The sequence below is a fragment of the Sphingobacterium paucimobilis HER1398 genome (assembly GCF_000416985.1).
Classification (GTDB): domain Bacteria; phylum Bacteroidota; class Bacteroidia; order Sphingobacteriales; family Sphingobacteriaceae; genus Sphingobacterium; species Sphingobacterium paucimobilis.
In genome coordinates, this window is sequence record NZ_ATDL01000007.1 from 150,892 (window position 1) to 171,072 (window position 20,181).

At 40.6% G+C, this 20,181-nt stretch carries 11 protein-coding genes; all 11 read left to right on the plus strand.

Annotation, left to right across the window (positions count from 1 at the left end; genetic code table 11):
• Positions 1–26 precede the first annotated feature (26 nt).
• The 11 genes from M472_RS29410 (at position 27) to M472_RS29455 (ending at position 20,172) form a co-directional block, all read left to right on the plus strand.
• Positions 27–3,671 (plus strand): YncE family protein, encoded by a 3,645-nt coding sequence (locus M472_RS29410; protein WP_158499882.1) that lies wholly within the window; start codon positions 27–29, stop codon positions 3,669–3,671.
• A gap of 44 nt (positions 3,672–3,715) precedes the next feature.
• A complete protein-coding gene (locus M472_RS29415; protein WP_158499883.1) occupies positions 3,716–5,065 on the plus strand; it encodes an acetylxylan esterase in 1,350 nt (449 codons plus the stop codon).
• Positions 5,066–5,211: 146 nt separating this feature from the next.
• Positions 5,212–5,790, plus strand: coding sequence for an RNA polymerase sigma factor (locus M472_RS29420; protein WP_144062660.1), 579 nt, complete (start codon positions 5,212–5,214; stop codon positions 5,788–5,790).
• Positions 5,791–6,259: 469 nt separating this feature from the next.
• Positions 6,260–7,288: a FecR family protein gene (locus tag M472_RS29425; RefSeq protein ID WP_021069457.1), complete on the plus strand. Its 1,029-nt coding sequence runs from the start codon at positions 6,260–6,262 to the stop codon at positions 7,286–7,288.
• Between the two features lie 39 nt (positions 7,289–7,327).
• Positions 7,328–10,861 (plus strand): SusC/RagA family TonB-linked outer membrane protein, encoded by a 3,534-nt coding sequence (locus M472_RS29430; RefSeq protein ID WP_081643111.1) that lies wholly within the window; start codon positions 7,328–7,330, stop codon positions 10,859–10,861.
• Between the two features lie 5 nt (positions 10,862–10,866).
• Positions 10,867–12,351, plus strand: coding sequence for a RagB/SusD family nutrient uptake outer membrane protein (locus M472_RS29435; protein ID WP_021069459.1), 1,485 nt, complete (start codon positions 10,867–10,869; stop codon positions 12,349–12,351).
• A gap of 18 nt (positions 12,352–12,369) precedes the next feature.
• A complete protein-coding gene (locus M472_RS29440) occupies positions 12,370–13,614 on the plus strand; it encodes a zinc metalloprotease (protein ID WP_021069460.1) in 1,245 nt (414 codons plus the stop codon).
• Between the two features lie 14 nt (positions 13,615–13,628).
• Entirely contained in the window at positions 13,629–14,750 is a 1,122-nt protein-coding gene (locus M472_RS44420) for a TlpA family protein disulfide reductase (RefSeq protein WP_081643112.1), read from the plus strand.
• Between the two features lie 19 nt (positions 14,751–14,769).
• Positions 14,770–15,936, plus strand: coding sequence for a TlpA family protein disulfide reductase (locus M472_RS44425; RefSeq protein ID WP_022829290.1), 1,167 nt, complete (start codon positions 14,770–14,772; stop codon positions 15,934–15,936).
• A gap of 4 nt (positions 15,937–15,940) precedes the next feature.
• Positions 15,941–16,486, plus strand: a complete 546-nt coding sequence (locus M472_RS29450) for an SRPBCC family protein (RefSeq protein ID WP_144062661.1) — start codon at positions 15,941–15,943, stop codon at positions 16,484–16,486.
• 524 nt (positions 16,487–17,010) lie between these two features.
• Positions 17,011–20,172 carry a SusC/RagA family TonB-linked outer membrane protein gene (locus tag M472_RS29455; RefSeq protein ID WP_031301480.1) on the plus strand — a complete coding sequence of 1,054 codons (3,162 nt, stop codon included), beginning with the start codon at positions 17,011–17,013 and terminating at the stop codon, positions 20,170–20,172.
• Positions 20,173–20,181 lie beyond the last annotated feature (9 nt).

The window sequence follows — 20,181 nt, forward strand, 5'->3', positions numbered from 1 at the left end:
CAGGTATTATTGAGAAAAATAAAAACATGCATAAAATTAAATTAACCTTTATCCTGCTCTGCATCTGGAGCTTTCAGGGCCTGGCCCAAAATATAGACAACTATCTCTACTCGACCGTTACTTACGGTCTTCAGAGAGAAGTAACTACGGCAATTCCTGCAGGAACCCGAGCTTATAAAGGAAGAGTGAGTATAGCTATGGCAAAAAAGGGAGCTCAAGCAAATGCTGTGATTGTCAAGGCGGATAAGGATGCAAATAATCAAAAAGGATTGCTTTTGCAAAAGGAGCTGGAGAAAGCTTGGAAGGTAAAAGTTCCTTTAGTCGACTGGGATGAAGCGAGATCTGGAGATAAGAATATTATACTTTTTGGAGCCGCAAAATATAATATGCCCCTACGTGAGCTTGATGCCAATAACTTATTAGGGAATAATGACAGAGGCTATGAGGTACGGACTGTTCCCAATGCTTTGTCGTGGGGCAAAGACGTGCTATATATCAATGGCAATACGGACGCTGATTTTGACGAAGCGATCAAAATATTGGTCAAAAAATCATCTAAACCAGACAAGATCCCTTATTTTATAGCGTGTAAGGGGTGGGAGAATGAAGATGCGACCAAGGATCACAAAGTTTTTATTGAAGAACTGTTGGAGCACTACGCTAAGGATGATTCGCGTAGAAATAATATAGCTTTGGAGACATTCTTGGCAAAGCCTGTGCAAAAGTACAAGATGACAGGTGATGATGCTTATGTAAAGACTTTTGCCGAGATGATGAATATGATATTGGAGCGCTATGACAAATATGATGGTCCTAATAAGACACCGCCGACTTTTGAATTTCATATTTTTCCGACGTATATGTATACAGTCGAAAACTCGAAAGCTTTTTCGGATACGGATCGGTTGAAGGCCATTGAGTTTATGCGACGTATAGCCGAAGAGTCAATGAATTTTTGGGAGATGGTAGCGCCCATGAAGTTCTATGATGAAGGTACTAAAGGTTATATTACCAATCACTCTTGTTTTGCTTCGAGGACTGTCGCTGCTTCTGCTCGATATCTGTTGACGAGATACGATTATCAACCTGCGCGCTATTGGAAGGAAGTCGCAGATAATGGGTTTGATGGCGTGGCGCCACATCCCTATTCGCCTGAAGATGCAGCAGGTTATCAATATCTGGTGTATCGTATATTTATAGACTATGCTATTGTGAGCGGTCGGTATAAACTTGATTTTTTCAAATCACCATTGTTCCAGGGATATTTGCGCTTTGCAAAGGCTCAGTACAACCATCTTGGCTACTTGGCAGGATATGGCGATGCCAATGCGTTGGGACACTATAGTTCACATCCATTCCTCAAACAGGCTATCGATCTTTTTGATGATGAAGAAGCTAAGTATATCCTGAAGCTAATCAATAGAAACAATGCCGGTAAGGGGATTGAGACACCGATAGATATGGCTTCTCCGGGGGCAGATACGCATGGGCTGAGCTATTTCACTTTAGATGAATTCAAACAGACCCAATACAAAATAAAAGGATTGTTCAATAGACCCTTATTGGATAAGGCTATATTCAGGAGTGGTTGGGATGATAAGGCTGATTTCCTAACAGTTACTGGGATTAATGGTGATGGGCGTAACCATGGTCACTTTGATGCAAATGGCCTTGCTCAATATATGGTGGGCGATAGGGTGTGGTTATGGGAGGGAGATTACATCCGTAAATTTCCAGAAGACCACAATTCCATGGTAGTGAATAGGGATGGAAAGCACTTTGATTTTAGTCGTAACTTTAAAGTAAGGAATAAAGCCGCTGCCTCCCAGGTACGAGCCTCTTTAGAAAGCAGTAATAAGCAGCAATCTCTATTGTCGTTGCAGTTGGAACAGTATAATGGTGTCAATTGGACCCGAAATATTAATTACCTTGCTCGCAAGGGGCTTTGGATCATTGACGAAGTCGATGTGCTGACGCCTGGTAGTTATGGAATTGAGATTTCTTGGAAAAGTGTGGGAAACATGCAGGTCAAGGATCAAGCAGTGCAGTTGACACAGAAAAATTTGAATGATGGCATTCCTTATAACTTCTTTATTGTTGAAGGAAGTGGAGCGACGCGCTTTACAAAGACATTTTTTGAAAGTGGTGTGGGGCGTAAAGATGGTAACCTCATGGGGTACCAAAAGTCATTCGATCTGAACAGTCGACAAGTGGTGCAGCGCAAACAGGGGGCTTACAAGAAAGGAGATAAGTTGTATTATGTAAACTTTATGCATGCTGTAGAGGGAGAGAATCCGGTAGCTCCTCGTATCCATCAATTGGCGGGCCATGTATATGCCGTACAATCTGGATCAGAATATCATCTCGCCATTATTGGAAAGTATGTGGATAAAGATGTGGAAATAGATGCTGATCGGTGTTTTATGGGGCCAGAAGGAATATTGGCCTCAGGGGCGCGTACCGTAAAAATTGGAGACTATATATGGACATCAGAAACAGCAAGAGATATTGTTATCGATGCTAAAGAATTGCTTAGCGGGCCTTATTTAACAGTTCTCCGTACACAATTTTTAAAGGGTGTACAATTACAACCATCCAATCCTGTTCGTGTTGAAACAGCGGAAAGTAAGATTGCTACAATCAAAACACTGAATAGTAACATCTCCTATCTGGCAAAGCAGGGGAAAGAGATAGCGGTGGGTACTGGTAATGGAACTTTTGTCCTTATGGATGAAAAAGGGAATACGCTTTTTGAACATCAATTTGCTAAGGAGATTACAGCGATAGCTCCTATACAAACCGGAAAAGGAACAAAATGGGCTATTGCTGTTTTTCCGGAAAATCTAGACGATGCCAAGGCAATGGTATATCTGGTCGATGAGAACAGGAAAATAGCCTGGTCCAAGCCTATAGCTCCTTGGCATAGGCGATTTGGTACGGTGACTACGATGTTTCCTGCAAAATTGGATACCCAAGGGGATTTAGCTTTGATCGTGGGATCCCAAGGGTGGCACTATTATGCTTTTTCACCAACGACAGGCGAACTTATTTGGCGTTGTCCCATTACCCATGGAGCTACAGTAGGCGCTGCAGGAGATATGGATGGTGACGGATTCGATGATATTGCCATAGGAGCCGAATACTATTACCATCAATTAGCTAATCATAAAGGACAACCCTCTAAAGCATTTTCTGCTTCACCATGGAACTATTCGGTTGTTATTAAGGATTTGGATGGTGACGGGAAAAAAGAAGCTGTATTTGGAAGGGGTGACGGTTGGTTATATGTCAATGTTCCTGAAGGAAACAGCTTTAAGACTTGGCGGGCGAATGTTGGCGGACGCCCCATTGCTATTGTAGATGTGGAGGACGGTGAGACCAAGTTGGCTACTGCAACAGAGATGGGGGATGTGGTCTACTTGGATGGCGCAGGTAAGGTCTTGAAATATGTAAAGCTACCTGCACAATTGACTGACTTGAAGATACAGGGGGATAAACTTTTTGCGACGTGTATCGATGGGTTTGGTTATGTATTAAATACGGCAGGACAGGTATTGGGTAAGTATCCTTATCAACAGGATGTCAATTCATTATATCAACCCAAGATTGCAGCGGATGGAGGAGTAGCTTCTTTCTTCTCTGGAAGGAATATTTACGCCATTGGTTTATAGTTGTGTAGATACTAAATTTGGAACGAATGATAATCAATAAAAGAATGAACTTAAAGACTGTATTAGTAGCAGTTGTGCTGGCGACAGGGCTATCTATCGCGTGGTCACCTTTGCAGGCACAACATAATCTCGCAGGTATCGATGTAGAAGAGCCGAAGGTTGTAAAAACAGATGGAGTAGAATTTGCTGTTTTACCCGATAAGAAAGATTGGATCTATAAAATTGGCGAAAAGCCAATGTTTAAAATAAAGCTGTTCGTTGACGGAGAGCCTGTTGCTAATGCAAATATGACGTATATGGTAGGAATGGAGAAAATGGAACCTATTTCTAAAGGGACGATTTCCTTAGAGCAAGGTTATGCCGAGCTTCCCGGAGAAGTGGTCAGTACCGCTGGTTTTCTTCGTTGTGACGTACGTGTACGTGTAAAGGATAAGATTTATAAGTCAGTAGCGACTGTAGCTTTTGAACCTGAAACCATTAAACCTACGGTAGTGATGCCTACCGATTTTAAAGCTTTTTGGGCAGAGGCAATTGCTAAGTCAAAGACGACTCCACTAAATACAAAGCTCACTCCAATATCGGATAGAAGCACGAGTGATGTAGATGTTTACCAGGTTGAATATCAGTTTTATAATGATGGAGTAAAGAGCTTTTTTGGTGTGTTGTCGATTCCTAAGAAGGAAGGAAAGTATCCAGCTATTATTCGTTTTCCGGGAGCTGGGTGGGCGCCGCTTGGAGGGGATCCCGGTACAGCAGCAAAGGGATTTATAACACTGGATCTATATATTCATGGTAAACCTGTCATCCATGATAAAGCTTTCTATGCGGACCTACAGGTTAATGAGTTAAAGGATTACCAATATAAAGGTATTGCCAATAGAGACTCTTTTTATTACAAAAATGTGGTATTGGGTTGTGTGCGTTCGGTAGATTTAGTTTATTCCTTACCGCAATTCGACGGTAAGAATGTTGGCGGCTGGGGTTCCAGTCAGGGTGGAGCATTGTCCATTATTACCACCTCTCTGGAAAAACGGATCAATTATATGGTCGCATTGTGTCCAGCTATGTGTGATTTCACAGGATATCTGAATAACAGAGCAGGAGGATGGCCTCATTTCTTTACCAAGCCAGAATTGTATAAGGACAATCAAGAGACCGTAATGAAGAGTTTGTCTTATTTTGATGTGGTCAATTTCGCTAAAGACATTAGTGTCCCGGCCTATTTATCATGGGGATTCAACGATGTTACAACCCCACCGACGACCTGTTTTGCCGCTTATAATGCAATACAATCTCCAAAGCAGTTGTATATTATACCTGAGGGGGAACATAAAATATATCCAGCACAACGCACCAAAACCTACGCTTGGCTGACAAAAAATCTTGTGAAATAATAAATAATAAGTGAAGTTAGGCCCTTGGTAACTCGTTTTATCAGGGGCTTTTTTATTTATTTTTTTCTTTCACACTTGTTTTTTCTTATACTTGACATCTAAAATGTTACACTAACTAATCTGGACACGGATAAACTACTCATATTTTGAATAGGGAAGATCTTGAAATGGTACAGGCGATCAATGATGCTGATCCCATAGCTTTTAAAAAGCTATTCGACAGCTATTGGAAAAAAGTGTACCGTATGGCTCTTCAGAAACTTCCCCGAGAAGAAGATGCTTCGGATATAACCCAAGACGTGTTTTATATTATATGGAAAAATAGAGGATATTGGCATGTGAAGACTAATATACAGGGGTATCTATTATCTATGTTGAGGCATAAGATATATGATTTCTATGCACAGAGAGACAAGTTTCCGATTTTCGTTCCTCTTGATGAACAGGAAGAATATTGGGATTATAGCTTCCGCGAAGGTGAGGAGGATGATTTTTCGGAAGAAAACCAATTGGTAAAGAAGGAAATAGATGCTATGCCTGATAAGATGCGGGAAGTGTTTCTATTGAGCCGTTTTGAAAATCTTTCTGCCCAACAGATCGCCGACAAACTGGGTATATCGGTACAAACAGTGAGAAACCAAATCTCATCTGCTTTGAAACGTTTAAAGCTGCGGTTTGGAGATAAAGTTACTTGGTTGCTGTTTTTGTTTTTCATTAAGTTTTAAAAGGTGCGCCTCTCTGCCGGCGCGGGGCATGTTCGTTTCCTCTGGAGGTTGCTACGCAATTTTTCTTGATAAAAAGGAACAAGCGATCAATAATCAACACGTGAAAAGGCGACCTTGTAACATATGGAGACTAAGGCCATAAAGCTATCACAGATTATCGTACATATTGCAGTAACCAAGGATTTCCAGTCTATGGGTGGGCAGTGTTGCGGCGACCTAGGAAACCGCACGTATAGCTTTATGTGCCGTGATGAACATAGGTTACACAGTCTTGACTCTTTGCTTCTTTCTCGTTCAAGGAGAAAGAAGAGCCCTGTCGCGGCTCGAGCGACAAGATGATGTTGATTTTAATCCTTCCTTAAGCACCATATACCTCACTTTTCTACAAAGAATAAAAAAATAAAAATATTTCATTCCTACATAGTATGTTTTCAAAAAAAGACAGACTATACCTATAGAACTCAAAAATATGATGCTATCCAATAGGCCAAATAAGTATAAAAAGGAAGAACTGTGGAGAGGAATTGTTGCCAAAGCTCAGCAGGATGGAGATTACAGTCTCGATAGTATTGTCGATGCGAAGGTCGTTCCTTTTTATAGGAACCAATGGGCTGTAGCTGCTGCAGTAATGGTATTGTTTCTGTCCGTATCGGTATGGATGTATCGTAGTGCTACGAATCATCAGTATCTCGGCGAAAATCAGTTGAGAGAGGTTTTTGCGGATGCAGGCACGCTATCAAAGCTCGTGCTATCCAATGGAGACACCATTTTATTGGATGACCAAAATGGGTTAGATACTAATATTGCCTATTTGGCCATTGCCGATCAAGTCTTGGATTTTCGGAAGCTACATCAAGAGGATTTACTTGATCAGGAACAAATTGTAGAGACTGCGCGAGGAAAGCAACTGCGGATTATACTTTCTGATGGTACTGCAGTATGGCTTAACGCTTCTTCAAAGATTGTTTTTCCTGCTCGTTTTCAAGGTGACAGGCGGGAGGTAACGATTGATGGAGAAGCGTATTTTGAAGTTGCACATAATCGGAAGTCACCATTTATCGTAAAAACAGATGGGCAGCAAGTACGGGTGCTGGGTACTCATTTTAATATCAGGCAATATAAAGAAGAAGGAACAAAGGCGGTCACTTTACTAGAGGGGGCAGTACAAGTGACCAGTGCTGATAAAAGTAGTAGACCTGTTGTATTAAAGCCTGCTGAGCAGTTTATTCAGTTGGATGGAAAGACAGGACCTATTGTACAGACGTTGAGTAATCCGGGAGCGGTGATAGCCTGGAAAGACGGAGATTTCTATTTTGATGATGCTGATGCAGAGACTATTGTTAAGGAGTTGGAGCGATGGTATCCTGTGTCGATCGGTATAAAGCAGCAAGATACAACCAAGAAAATATCTGGACGTATCAAACGAACGGATTCGATGAAAGAAGTCGTTGATATGCTTCGATTCTTTGATATCGAAATACAAGTCGAAAAAAACTAACAATCAATTAATTATAATTTATTTAACCTCAAAACCATTATGAAGCATTTTTTCATGAAGTATAGGCACTGGAGAGCTTATCCAATACATTGGGTACTACTGTGTCTAGCTGTTTTTCACGTGGGGGTAGTGCTGGCTCAGATTAATATCTCCGTAAGGCAGAAGTCACTACCTGGTATTTTTAGCCAGATTGAAAAGCAAAGCAATTATGTCTTTCTGTATGATAAGGCTGTTGCTGCTGTACCAGCGATTTCAATCGATTGTACCAATTGTTCTATTGAACGTTTAATCCAACTCTTAGAGAAGGAAACCAAGTTGGAATTTAAGTTGTCCGGACAGCAAGTATTGGTGAAAAAGAAGACTGAAAAGTCCGCCGAAACTTCTACTCCTGCGGTAGCCATGCAAACTGATCAAAGAGATACCATCAAAGGAAAGGTTGTTGATGAAAACGGCAAGCCAGTTGTAGGAGCGACTTTATTGATTAAAGGAACTAAGATTGGAACGTCTACTGACAAGAATGGTAATTTCAAAATGCAGCGAATCTCGCCTGCACAGACTATCATTACGAACAGTATAGGCTACCACCCAATGGAGGTGCTGGTAGGAGCACAAAAAACATTGACGGTAGCTCTAAAAATCAAAGCACAGGAGATTGAAGATGTTGTTGTTTCCACAGGTTTGCAAAAACGTGAGAGAAGCAAGCTGGTAGGGAATGTTTCCTCGATCAAGGGAGAAGATTTGGAGGGGGCTGGAATTACGACTATCGATAAGGCACTACGTGGGAAAATGACAGGGGTGTATGTTCGGTCAAATTCTGGCCGTCCTGGAGAGACTGGTTCTATAGTGATTCGAGGTAGCAATACTATGACCGGTAATGCTGAACCATTAATTATTTTGGATGGAATGCCTTTACAGAATGGTGATGTGGCTGGCATGGATAAAACGAGTTCGAATATCAATAGCCTATTGACCAATGGTATTGGTAATATTCCGCCCGAAGATATCGCCACGATAGATATTCTCCGAGATGCTACTGCAGCCTCTATATATGGAGCACGTGCAGCCAATGGCGTTATTGTTATTACCACGAAACGTGGGGAGGTAGGTAAAGACTACATCAATTATTCCACGAAACAAGGATTGACGATGCGTCCTGAGAATTCATTTAGTTTTATGAATTCGGCAGAGAAGATTGCGTTTGAAAGACAAATATATGACGATTTTCATCCCGGATATGGTGGTCGCGTTAATCAGCTTTTGATGCAAGCAGATAATGGGACTATTACCCAAGACGAACTTGAAAGAAGGATAGGAGAATTAGGTGACATCAATACCGATTGGATGGGTGTCTTGTACAGTCCTGCTTATCAGCAAACGCATAATGTCTCCATGTCGGGGGGCAGTACTAAATTACAGTATAATGTATCCCTGAATTATCAAGACGCAAATGGCACTTTGATGGAGAATAAGTTTAAACAAGGTGGTATGAGTGCGAAACTGACCAGGAATATTAATGATAAGTTGTTGGTCGATTTTAACCTTTATACCACAATCAAAAAGAACAAAGAAGGCCAGTCTAAGTTAGATCCGTTCCGGTATGCTATGTTTGCTAACCCATACGAAAAGCCATATAATTCTGACGGCACCTATGCTTGGGATAAAAGCTATAGAAGTGTAGATAATGACCTTAACTATTACTCTGATCTCAATTACAAGACCTTTAATATTCTTAGAGAACTTCGCGAAAATACGTTGAGTACAGATTATGGTAATGCTAGAGGTCAATTAGGAGTAGAATGGAAGTTTTTAGATGGTTTTCAATACCGGGGGTCAGCTGTGTTGAATTATACGAATGTACAGTCTATGGATGAGTCTCGTGAGGGAACTTACCGTTCATGGGCAGATAACAGGCTTAATGGTGCAAAAACTACAGGAGCGGGTATATTGGAGAAATTCAACTATGGATTTTTGGAGGAAAATTCGGGGAAAACCATCGACTATACTGTGCGCAATACGATAGAGTATAATAAGACATTTGTGGAGAAGCACTATGTTCAAGGATTTTTTGCCAATGAGGTTTCCGAGCGTACAAATAATCGGTTTTCACACTTTAATCCGGTCTATCTGCAAGATTATCGGATGGCGGGATATCCATCTTGGGATGATATTCCTGCTTCTAACTATAAAAAAATGGATTTGAGTAGGTTGGGCGGTACATATTACGAAAAAGATCGTTCGGTTTCGTTCATTAGTTCGATCGCTTATGCTTATGCTAACCGATATGTGCTGAATGCCAATTTTCGGTCAGATGGTGTGGACATTATCGGATCAAAAAATCAATTTACACCCTTGTGGTCTGCCGGTGTTAAATGGAATGCGCATGAAGAAGCTTTTGTTCGGGAAAACCTTCCTTGGTTAAATCGTTTTGTGTTGGCGTATGGTTATGGGTATACTGGCAGTATCAACCGTTCGGTTTATCCGTTTCATACTTATGAATTGGGGGCCGTAATCTATGATGATATTGCTAAGGCAACTGCCTTTAATTATGGTAATCCTGTGTTGAAATGGGAAAGAAAGCGTGACATCAACTATGGGATTCATATGTCCGTATTGAATAGTCGTGTTAATATTGAAGCCAATTATTACGATAATAAAGTGACGGACCTATTGGATGATGTAGCTTTGCCAGCTTCAGTGGGGCGTACTTCTTCTATGATGAATGCCGGCATTTTGTCTAACAAAGGCTGGGAGTTATCTGCTCGTGTCGACGTTGTAAAAAATAGAGACTGGTTGTGGGAGGTGGGTGCCAACCTGACAACTGTGAAGAACAATTTGGATAAAGTATATAATAAACGAACACCGAATGTGTCCTCACTCGATCCTAGAAATGTTGAAAACTATGCAATGCGGTCGTGGTTTGGATATAAGTTTAGCCATATTGATCCGACTAATGGACATATGATGGTTAATGCACAGCGTATCGATGGGCAAGGGGCTGTCGTTGGTGATGAAGTCATTGATCTGTCCACGATTTCTACAGCTGATCTGCAAGCCAAGTATACAACCTATTATTTAGGCCAGCAGGATCCGAAGATGTATGGTGGATTTAATACACGCATTCGTTACAAAAATATAACCTTGACGAGCAACTTCGTATTTGCAGATGGTAATATGATCAAAGGTTTTCAGGATCGCCGTGAAGGACCAAGTGGAGAGACCGATGATGTGACGGCGAGTCGTACCAACCGTTTGAAAAATCAACAGTATCGCTGGAGGCAACACGGTGATGTGACGGATATTCCGTTTTATTCGCAAGGGACATCTAATTACACACGATACTTGGTGGATAAGGATATTGAGTCAGGCGCGTATATCAAATGTACTGAACTCGGTCTGAACTGGCGTGCAAATCCAGCAATGTTCAAGAAGTTTGTGAAACAGCTTCAAATAGGTTTGCTTGCCAACAACTTATTTACGATAACGCCTTATTCGGGTACTGATCCGGAAACTCAGATGGCATTTGGCTATCCGACAACGCGTAGTTATACATTTTCCTTAAACATTGGATTTTAATTGACATGAAGAAGCTATTTTTATTTTATATATTGATTGGAGGGGTATTGCTCCAGGGGTGTAAAGAATTTTTGGACCTACCTCCAAAAAATCAGCGGGCAGTCACGACCTTAAGTGATCTGAAGTCGGTACTTGCTGGGTACCTTGATGCCTTTGCTAAGTCGAACACACAACCAATTGTAGGTCCATATCCTATTGTCACGGAAGATCAGAACATGATGTTTGAAGCTTATTCGGATAATTTCGACTTCAAAGCTAATATGGGACAATATGTGAATCCGCAGAATAACAATAAAAACGAAAAGTTTTACGCGAATAATCTACTGTTTAACAATATAGAGACTGTAGATGCTATTTGGAATAAGTATTATGAAACAATTGGTTTTCTCAATGCATTGATCGATCAGAGCGATGAATTGGTAATAGCGGATCCGAATGAGTTACTACGTGTGAAAGGAGAGATGTTGGTACACCGAGCATATTATGTTTTCAAGTTACAACAATATTTTGCTCCAATGGATGATGAAAGCATGGGTATCCCTCTGTATCTGCATAGTGGCAAAGAGGTGATCGGTGTAGAGATGAAACGTAAGAAATCCTCTGAAGTATATACTGTGATTATTGAAGATTTGAAAAAATCGCTGGAATACTTTCATTCAGTTGGAGCCAAAGAAGGATACTCTCGGTTTTTCAATGAACGTTTTATCCAGAATCTATTGGCTCAGGTGTATTGGTTTAAGGCTGAAACCGCTTCTAAAGCACCAGATGATTATCAAAGTGCTATTCAATATGCGAAAGGAGCTATTGCCGGGGTGGATGAACGGATTCCTAGCACCCTAGCAGCCTTTCAAAGTGTACAACAGAATTTGGATACACAATATCCAGCAATCTATATGCAAGGCCGTAATTATGGTGGTATTGCGGGCTTTTTTGGATCACCCTGGGATTACATGGGGTTTGCGCCCGCTAACCTTATTGTAGCTTCAGATTTGTTGGCTTTATTTGATAATAATGATTTTCGTAAAGAGGCATATTTTGTTAATAATACGTTGTCTTCAGCCTGGCCAGATGGAGCAGCATATGGAGCTAAGTACGTACGCGTACACTTATTTACACCGGAGGAAGCTTATTTGATTCTTGCGGAAGCCTACTTCAGGAATAATGAAGAAGGAGAGGCTTTAAATACACTGAATAAATTTAAAGGTTTTCGAGGAGCGACGGTTAAAAACAATTTGACCGGAGAGAATTTATTAAATGAAATTATTAACGAACGTCGTAAAGAATTTTTTACGGATACGGACAAACGATGGATAGATTTGAAACGTTACAAAATTGGAAATATCTCTAGAAATTTGAGGTTTTTTGATAAGAATTTTGACGTTAAGGTGTCAGCCAATGATTACCATTATGCCTTGCCAATTCCTTTAGCAGAGCTTCAGGAAAATCCAGATATCGTGCCTAATGAGGGCTGGAATCCAATCATTTTTTAATCTAATCGAAATACGATAATGAAAAAGTTTTTTTTGTTTTTTATTGGATTGATCCTTTTACAAGGATGTAATAAAGAGTCCTTTAATTATGAACTGTATTCTCCTACGGGATCGGATATTGATTCACTATATTTTTCAACAGGGAGTCCCACTTTAATAGCCAACGGTCAAGCTAAATTACAGTTCGTGGTCGAGCTGTTTAGGAAGGTTAGGATTAAATCAGAGACTGGTGGAGAGAAAGATACTATGATGTTTGTGGATTATCGGAAGCTTCCGTCTGCTGCGTTGAAGATTTTTGTGAATGGTCAACTGGTAGACGGGATGGAATATGGGACTAAAGATATGAGTAATCCGAAGCTTGATATTTATGCTGAGTTAGGAGGATATAAATCTGAAGTGAAATCGGTGCAGCTTAAAGAGCCAACTCCTCTTCCGGTAAAGCGTTATGTTGATGTGGTTTTTCATGTCTTTGATCTCGCAACGACAGATGCCACGTACGATCCACTTACCTATCAGCTGATTCAACAGAAACATCTAGAGGGGGGAATAACTTATGCTAATGCGGTGTTTTCGAATGCAATGGGCAAGGATCCTAATGGCGGTAATGCACAAATTGAGTTTAGATTGGCTAAGTACTCCCCAAGTGGCGCGATACTGCCACGTCCTGGCTATAATAATATTGTGTATAATTCAACTTGGAGGGCTAGTTCTTTTTTTAGTCTGTCCGATTTCACCAATAGGATTAACACGACTTCTAGCTATCAATGGGACAAATCAAAGTATTTAAATATTTATGTTTTACCTATGACTGCTAATAGTTCTTTAGGGAATAACAGGGCAAATTATCAGATAGTCGGCGCTGGTGAGACTCCTTTGGGAGGTGTCGATAAAATAGTCGTTTCAGAATCCGAAGTGCCTCAGAACGATTTTTATACCACATATGGTTTAGGTGTCCACCGCAATGTTTTTATTCCAGGCATGGAAAAAGAGGTGGAATTAGCATCCTATCTAGGTACATATTATGGTGTCTTTAGAACTACTGTAGTCAATGATTTCGTATATGACACCCGGAAGTATAATACCAGTGACAACTCATTTAAGACATTGTTGAAAGTTGGACTTGATGGAGATAAGTTTTTGGCAAACAATGCGATGGATGATATTCGGTATCCTTCGTTGCGGAACTGCTTTACGCAAGGACAGGTGGATCGGATGCGTCTGGTGATGGATCGTTCTCCTGTACGTAAGGCTTGGAAAGAATAATAACAAATAATTATATGATGAGAATAATTTATACAGCGGTAGGTCTATTGGCAGCACAATTGGCTTTTGGACAGGTCAAGATCAAAGTGATAGGCCATGTAACAGGAGATACTGAAGGGCACAATAAAGTGTACATAGCCAATCGGATGGCAACAGATTCGGCAGTGATTAAAGATGGCCGCTTTGAAGTGGAGTTTGAAGATCAAGGTGTTGGTTCTCGGTCAATTTCTATAGAATACGACCGGGCCAAAAGAAGAATGTACTCTCCTTTGGTTGTTTTTTATGATCAGTCTGGTACTGTCGAAGTTGAATTTGATGTGGTGAAAGGCTTATCATCGGGAAAAGTAAAAGGATTGGAATCGGCAGCAGCATATTATAACTACAACCAGGAAAAATCAAAGATTTTTATGGCTGCTTTTAGTGCTGCTAAGGCAAAATATGGAGAAGATGCTCTAAAAAAAGAAAGCGCTCATTTTGACGAAGCTACGAGCTTTAAAGATGAGTTGATGGTGCGTCTTAATGATTCTCTATTAAATATTTTCGTCAAAGCAGACGCTATGGTATCACCTGTTTTTATCCTGTCTCAAGCTTCTAGTTTACCTGTCGATCGCTTAGAAGCATATTATAATCGATTGTCAGAACGTGTCAAAGCTGGTGATGATGCACAATCTTTGTATGCAAGGATACAAGGTCTTAGGAATGCCTACATAGGCGCTGTAGTTAAAGATTTTCAATTACCTGATCAGCATGGTAAGGCACAATCTTTTGAACAGTTCAAAGGTAAATACGTGCTGCTAGATTTCTGGGCGTCGTGGTGTTCGCCGTGTAGAGCTTCCTTTCCTCGTGTTCGAGAAGTGTATAGCAAGTTGCAAGGGAAGAGCTTTGAGATTGTGAATGTTTCTATTGACCAAAATAAGCAGGCTTGGCTGAAGGCGGTAGGCGAAGAGTCGAATCCTTGGCCTCAGCTATACGACGACAGTAAGATTTCGAGTGCACTATTTAACGTCAGTGCAGTTCCTACTTGCTATCTCATTGACCCGTCTGGCAAGATCATTATGAAAGAGATCGGTTTTGATCCCAAAGGGGGAGGAGAAATGGAGAAGAAACTCGAAGAAATATTCAAGGTGAAATTTTAAATATTTATAATTATATAAGATGAGAAGAATAATTTTAAGTGTAACAGCGGGTCTGTTGATGGCAACAAGTTTATTTGCACAGACACGTGATTATATTACAGTAAAAGGTAAGGTCAATTTCCCTCCAGCTAAAGAACATCAGGAGAAGTATCCGTTTACCTTGAAGGATAAACCGATGAAGGATGCAGAAGTATTCCAAACGATTCAATTGAAGGCAGATAGCACGTACGAGATTAAGGTCCCTGCTAAGACACCACGCTTGTACTCCTTGGATGTATTTGGTTGGGATCGTATTACATTTTGGGCGGGTAATGATGACCTAAAGATTGATTTTCGAGGAATGGATACAGCAAAAATTGTAATTAAAAATCCTCCCTATATTTTTATTGAATCCGAAGGTAAAGACAATCAACTGATCAACATGTTGAATTGGGAGACACACCAGAATTATCAAACTTCTATTGCTGCAGGTAAATCACAATATATGGCGATGCAGATTAAAGATACTGCGCTGACGAAAAATTTGCAGGATTTGGTCATGGATCAGTTTTCTAGAAACAGTGCTACAGCTAAAGTATTTGTCAAGGCTTTCAAAAATGACCCCCAGGTGGTATATGCATTAGGCTACGTGAGTCCACGTAGAGATCAGGATTTCATTCTAGAGTATGTCAATCCATTGATAGAAAAATACCCTTGGTTAACAGAAGCTAAAGAAGTGAAAGAGAATATCGACAAAGCTATTGCTGCTGCAAAGAAAACAGAAGACGGGGCTAAGTTTATTAATATCACACAGCCGGATCCTAATGGTAAAAACATTAACCTTTATGATTACCTAAAAGGCAAAAAATATGTATTGGTAGATTTTTGGGCATCGTGGTGTGGTCCATGTCGGGCAGAGAATCCTCATGTATTAAAAGTGTATGACAAATACAAAAACAAAGGATTTGATGTATTTGCAATCTCTTTGGATGATAAGAAGGATAGGTGGATTCAGGCAGTTAAAGATGATAAAATGCCATGGGCTCAGGTTTCTGACTTGAAAGGATGGAAGAATGAAGCTGCGCAATATTATAATATTACTGCCATTCCGATGAATTATCTGTTGGATGCTAATGGAAAGATCGTTGCTAAGAATCTTCGTGGCGAGGCTTTGGAGAAAGAGGTTGCGAAGCTTTTAGACAAATAACATCATGAAGAAGGTCTTATTATTATGCTGTGTCTTAGTAGGGATCGCTACTAAGTCTAGTTATGCCCAGATGGCGGCAGCACAGCAGGTACAGTGGGCGATTGATGAAAAAATGGAGGTCCCAGTAGAACGTGACGTCCTGTGGGCTGCAATGAAAGATTACAGCTTGGTAGAAAAGCTTTCCAATGGATTGGTACTATCCATCATCAACAAAGACGATATCATGCCTATTCTACGTGAGGTGACTTTCAAAGATGGTAGCAAGCGAGAAGAATTACTGAGTCAGGTCGAGGACCAACATCGCTTTCTGGTATTCAAGCTGAAAGACAGCTCTTTGCCCAAGGGAATTAAGTCTGCTCAGTTTGCTTTATTTACCAAGGAAAAGGGAGATGCAAGCTCGGAGCTCAATTGGCGTGTTCATATCGAAGGCTCCAAGGATGCTAAGGAATTGTTGATACAACAGTTCAAAACCGAGATCGAAGCATATAAGATTGGATATGCCAAATACTTGAGCAAGCCTAAGTCAGTTCCTGCTATGCGAATGAATTAGTACTGTTGCTAAAATGAGTTAATATGAAAGGTGTTCCTTGTGAGGAACACCTTTTTTTATACTAAAAAGGCTAATTGACAACATATCAGGATATATTTTGTTACAAAGTACATTGATTTGATGTGGTGTGCGGTATTGTGTCGGAATGCTTGTTTTTGCTGCTTTTTACAAGTTTAAAAACGTAATTCAACCGATTGATTGGTGTTGTTTGTGCGTTATATTGCAACTTTTATTTTATTTTGTTAAATAAAATGCAAGATTATAGAATATTAATCGCTATAATTGTTGTAACCAAATTATGATGATATGTGTGTCGGTAGTGCAAACATATTTGGCTGATTAATTTATACACCTAAAATCAATAAGTTTATGAAGGGATGATTAATTCCTGTTTAGATTATTTTCTAACCTAAATAAATATGTTTAGTAATAGCGAAGCATAAAGGAGTTCGTCTTTATTTCATAACGAGATTTGTAATAAAGCAAGTTATGATGTTTAACCATTTATTAAAAAGAAACCAATCATGAGGAAATCGATGTTATTTTCTGTGGTAGGAGTGGCATTAGCTATTTCACCTCAATTTTCTTATGGAACGCCAAGCCGAATGATCGGAAAACCGTTACTTCTTCTAGAGGGATCCAGTTTTACCAACACCGTTCTCCAACAAACGGTTAAGGGGCGCGTTTCAGGGCCAGCAGGTCCTATTGCAGGGGCCACAATTGCCATTGTTGGCGGAACGGTAGCAACAAAATCTGGGCCAGATGGGAGTTATTCTATTCAGGCACCTATAGGTTCTACGTTACGTTTTAGTTCTGTCGGATATCAATCTAAGCAGGTGGTTGTGTCTTCCAGTTCTTTGTCCGTCAGGCTTGAGGAAGGATCCGGTGATATTGAAGAGGTAATGGTGACGGCAGAGTTTGGAATGAAACGCGTTGGTCGTGCTATAGGTTCCTCTGTGCAACAGATTGACGGTGCGACAATAAGTGAGTCGGGAAGAGAAAATTTTATTTCTGCATTGGCCGGACGTGTACCAGGGCTTAATGTAACCTCAACAGGAGGTTCGCCTGGTTCTTCTTCAACTGTTATATTGAGGAATATTACCTCGATATCGGGCAATAACCAACCGCTGTATGTTGTGGATGGCGTACCAATGAATAATTCTACGTTTGATCCTTTGAGTGGAATGGCGGGTGGTGGAGTAGACACCTACTCCGTCAATAACCTGGACTTTGCGTCTCGAGGCAGTGACTTTAATCCAGAAGATATAGAGTCTATTACTGTTTTAAAAGGAGCGGCGGCAGCCGCTTTGTATGGATCTGATGCGTCTAACGGAGCAATTATTATCACTACAAAGAAAGGTAAAGCAGGGAAAGGAACGGTTACTTATGGAAACTATTTTAAATGGGATAAAGCGTATGGCTATCCAGATATGCAGACCAAATATGCCAATGGTAATTATGGCACGACCAATTACTATAATACGGCACGGTTTGGTGGACTGTATCCAGACGGTATGAAACTGTATGACAATATCGGTTCGATACTGCAGACGGGTACACAGCAAAGGCACAATATTTCTGTTGATGCTGGTACAGAAAAGGCGACTATACGTGCTAGTTTTTCTCAGCTGAATCAGGATGGAGTGTTGAAAACTACTGGATATGATAGAACCAGTTTGAGTTTGGCTGGGCAGGCTGCTGTGACTCCTTGGCTTAAGTTTGAGGGATCTATGCAATATACCAAGATGGGGAACGATAAGGTTTTGAGGGGTACCGACGGTCCTCTGTATAGAGCGATGTTATGGCCTGTCGTTGATGATATGAGCAACTATCTAGCGGCCGACGGAAGCCATATGAGAAAGCCGGATTATTATGTCGACGAAGATCTTTTGAACCCACTTTTTGCGATGTACAGGAACAAGTTCTATGATAAGTCGGATCGGTTTTTGAGTAATATTGCTATGAATTTAACACCTATCCAGAATATGTTCCTTCGTGCACAGGTAGGTTGGGATGTGGGTATGCAGACCTTTGAGACCTCTACACACCCCTATTACTATAATAAAAATCTAGGAACTGGCCAATATAATTTAGTACAATCCAATTTTTCAGACCCTACAATCAACATTCTTGCAGGATATAACAACAAGTTTTTGAACGAAAAACTTTCGTTCTCTGGGCAGGTAGGTTATCATCAGATGGAGAACGGGGTGACACGTTCGGCAATGAATGGTACAGATTTTACCGTGCCTGACTTTCAATCTATAAATAATACAAATCCGCTTACACAGACAGGGACACAGCGGAATACCAAACGGCGTATACAGGCGCTTTCTGCCCAGATGGAATTTGGATATGATAATATTGCCTTCATTACTCTCAGAGGTCGTAATGACTGGTCTTCTACCTTGCCAGTTCATAATAATAGGTATTTTTATCCAGCAATTGAAGGCTCCTTTATTTTGTCAGATTTAGAATTTATGAAGGCTATCCCTGCGATTAACTACTTGAAGTTAAGAGGTTCTGTGGCGCGTGTAGGTAAAGATGCTGGTCCGTTAGAGATTGAGCCACAGCTTGAGAATAGCGAATTGTCTGGAGGAGGTTTTCTTTATGGATATACAGGGCCAAACCCTAATCTGAAACCCGAGATGACGACTGCCCACGAGGGAGGTATAGATTTAAGGATGTTCAATAATAGAGTGAATGCTAGTTTTACTTATTTCGGTACAAGAAATGCGGATCAGATCGTTAAGGGGTTTCGTCTGAGTTATGCAACAGGATTCGTATTGAATACAATGAATGTAGGGTCGTTTAAAACCTGGGGATGGGAAGGGCATATCGATGGAGATATTATTAAGAAACCAAATGGTTTGACGTGGAATTTAGGGGTCAATGCTTCACAAGGAAAGTCTAAGGTTCTTTATCTTCCAGATAATGTCACAGAGTATTATAACCCTTATACATGGATTTCCGGGAATGTGCGAAATGGTATTATGGTTGGAGAGCCTATTACAACATTAACTGGCCGTGCTTATGAGAGAAATGATAAAGGAGATGTGCTGATCAGTCCGGGTACAGGTCTTCCAATTACAAAAGATACTTGGTCGGTTATTGGCGATCGAGAGCCGAAGGTACGGTTTGGCATTACGACATCGTTGACCTATAAAGATATTCGCCTCTCTGGTTTGTTTGCTGGTCGTTTTGGTGCTACAGTAATCAATGGTACGAAACGGACGATGATGACCAATGGTACAAGTTGGGAGTCTGTAAATCTCAGAGAAAGTGGTTCTTACGTTTTTAATGGTGTTTTGAGGGATGGAAATGAGAATACAGAGAATCCTACGCGTAATAATATTGCTGCTGATTTCAATACCTATGGTGCTACTATTTTCTTGGGGGGTGATGAAGACTGGTTAGAGAAAAATGTGAATTATGTCCGTATGCAAGAGTTACGCCTTTCTTATCGAATACCTAAGAAGGTTTTGAGCAAAAGCAGAATTATCTCAGCGATGGATGTTTATTTTGTTGGTAATGATTTGTTTACCTGGACAAATTATTCGGGTATTGATGCTGTTGGTAATACGGTATCAGCAGCAGCAGGGGGAACTGGTGGAGAAGGCTATGATCTTTGGTCTATACCTAATCCTCGGGGATTTTCAGTGGGATTGAGTTTAACCTTAAACTAAAGTAAATTA

Excerpts from the sequence above, each read along its gene's own strand:
- M472_RS29410 (WP_158499882.1), top strand. The coding sequence starts at position 27 with ATGCATAAAATTAAATTAACCTTTATCCTGCTCTGCATCTGGAGCTTT.
- M472_RS29415 (WP_158499883.1), top strand. The coding sequence starts at position 3,716 with ATGAACTTAAAGACTGTATTAGTAGCAGTTGTGCTGGCGACAGGGCTA.
- M472_RS29425 (WP_021069457.1), top strand. The coding sequence starts at position 6,260 with ATGATGCTATCCAATAGGCCAAATAAGTATAAAAAGGAAGAACTGTGG.
- M472_RS29430 (WP_081643111.1), top strand. The coding sequence starts at position 7,328 with ATGAAGCATTTTTTCATGAAGTATAGGCACTGGAGAGCTTATCCAATA.
- M472_RS29435 (WP_021069459.1), top strand. The coding sequence starts at position 10,867 with ATGAAGAAGCTATTTTTATTTTATATATTGATTGGAGGGGTATTGCTC.
- M472_RS29440 (WP_021069460.1), top strand. The coding sequence starts at position 12,370 with ATGAAAAAGTTTTTTTTGTTTTTTATTGGATTGATCCTTTTACAAGGA.
- M472_RS44420 (WP_081643112.1), top strand. The coding sequence starts at position 13,629 with ATGATGAGAATAATTTATACAGCGGTAGGTCTATTGGCAGCACAATTG.
- M472_RS44425 (WP_022829290.1), top strand. The coding sequence starts at position 14,770 with ATGAGAAGAATAATTTTAAGTGTAACAGCGGGTCTGTTGATGGCAACA.
- M472_RS29450 (WP_144062661.1), top strand. The coding sequence starts at position 15,941 with ATGAAGAAGGTCTTATTATTATGCTGTGTCTTAGTAGGGATCGCTACT.
- M472_RS29455 (WP_031301480.1), top strand. The coding sequence starts at position 17,011 with ATGAGGAAATCGATGTTATTTTCTGTGGTAGGAGTGGCATTAGCTATT.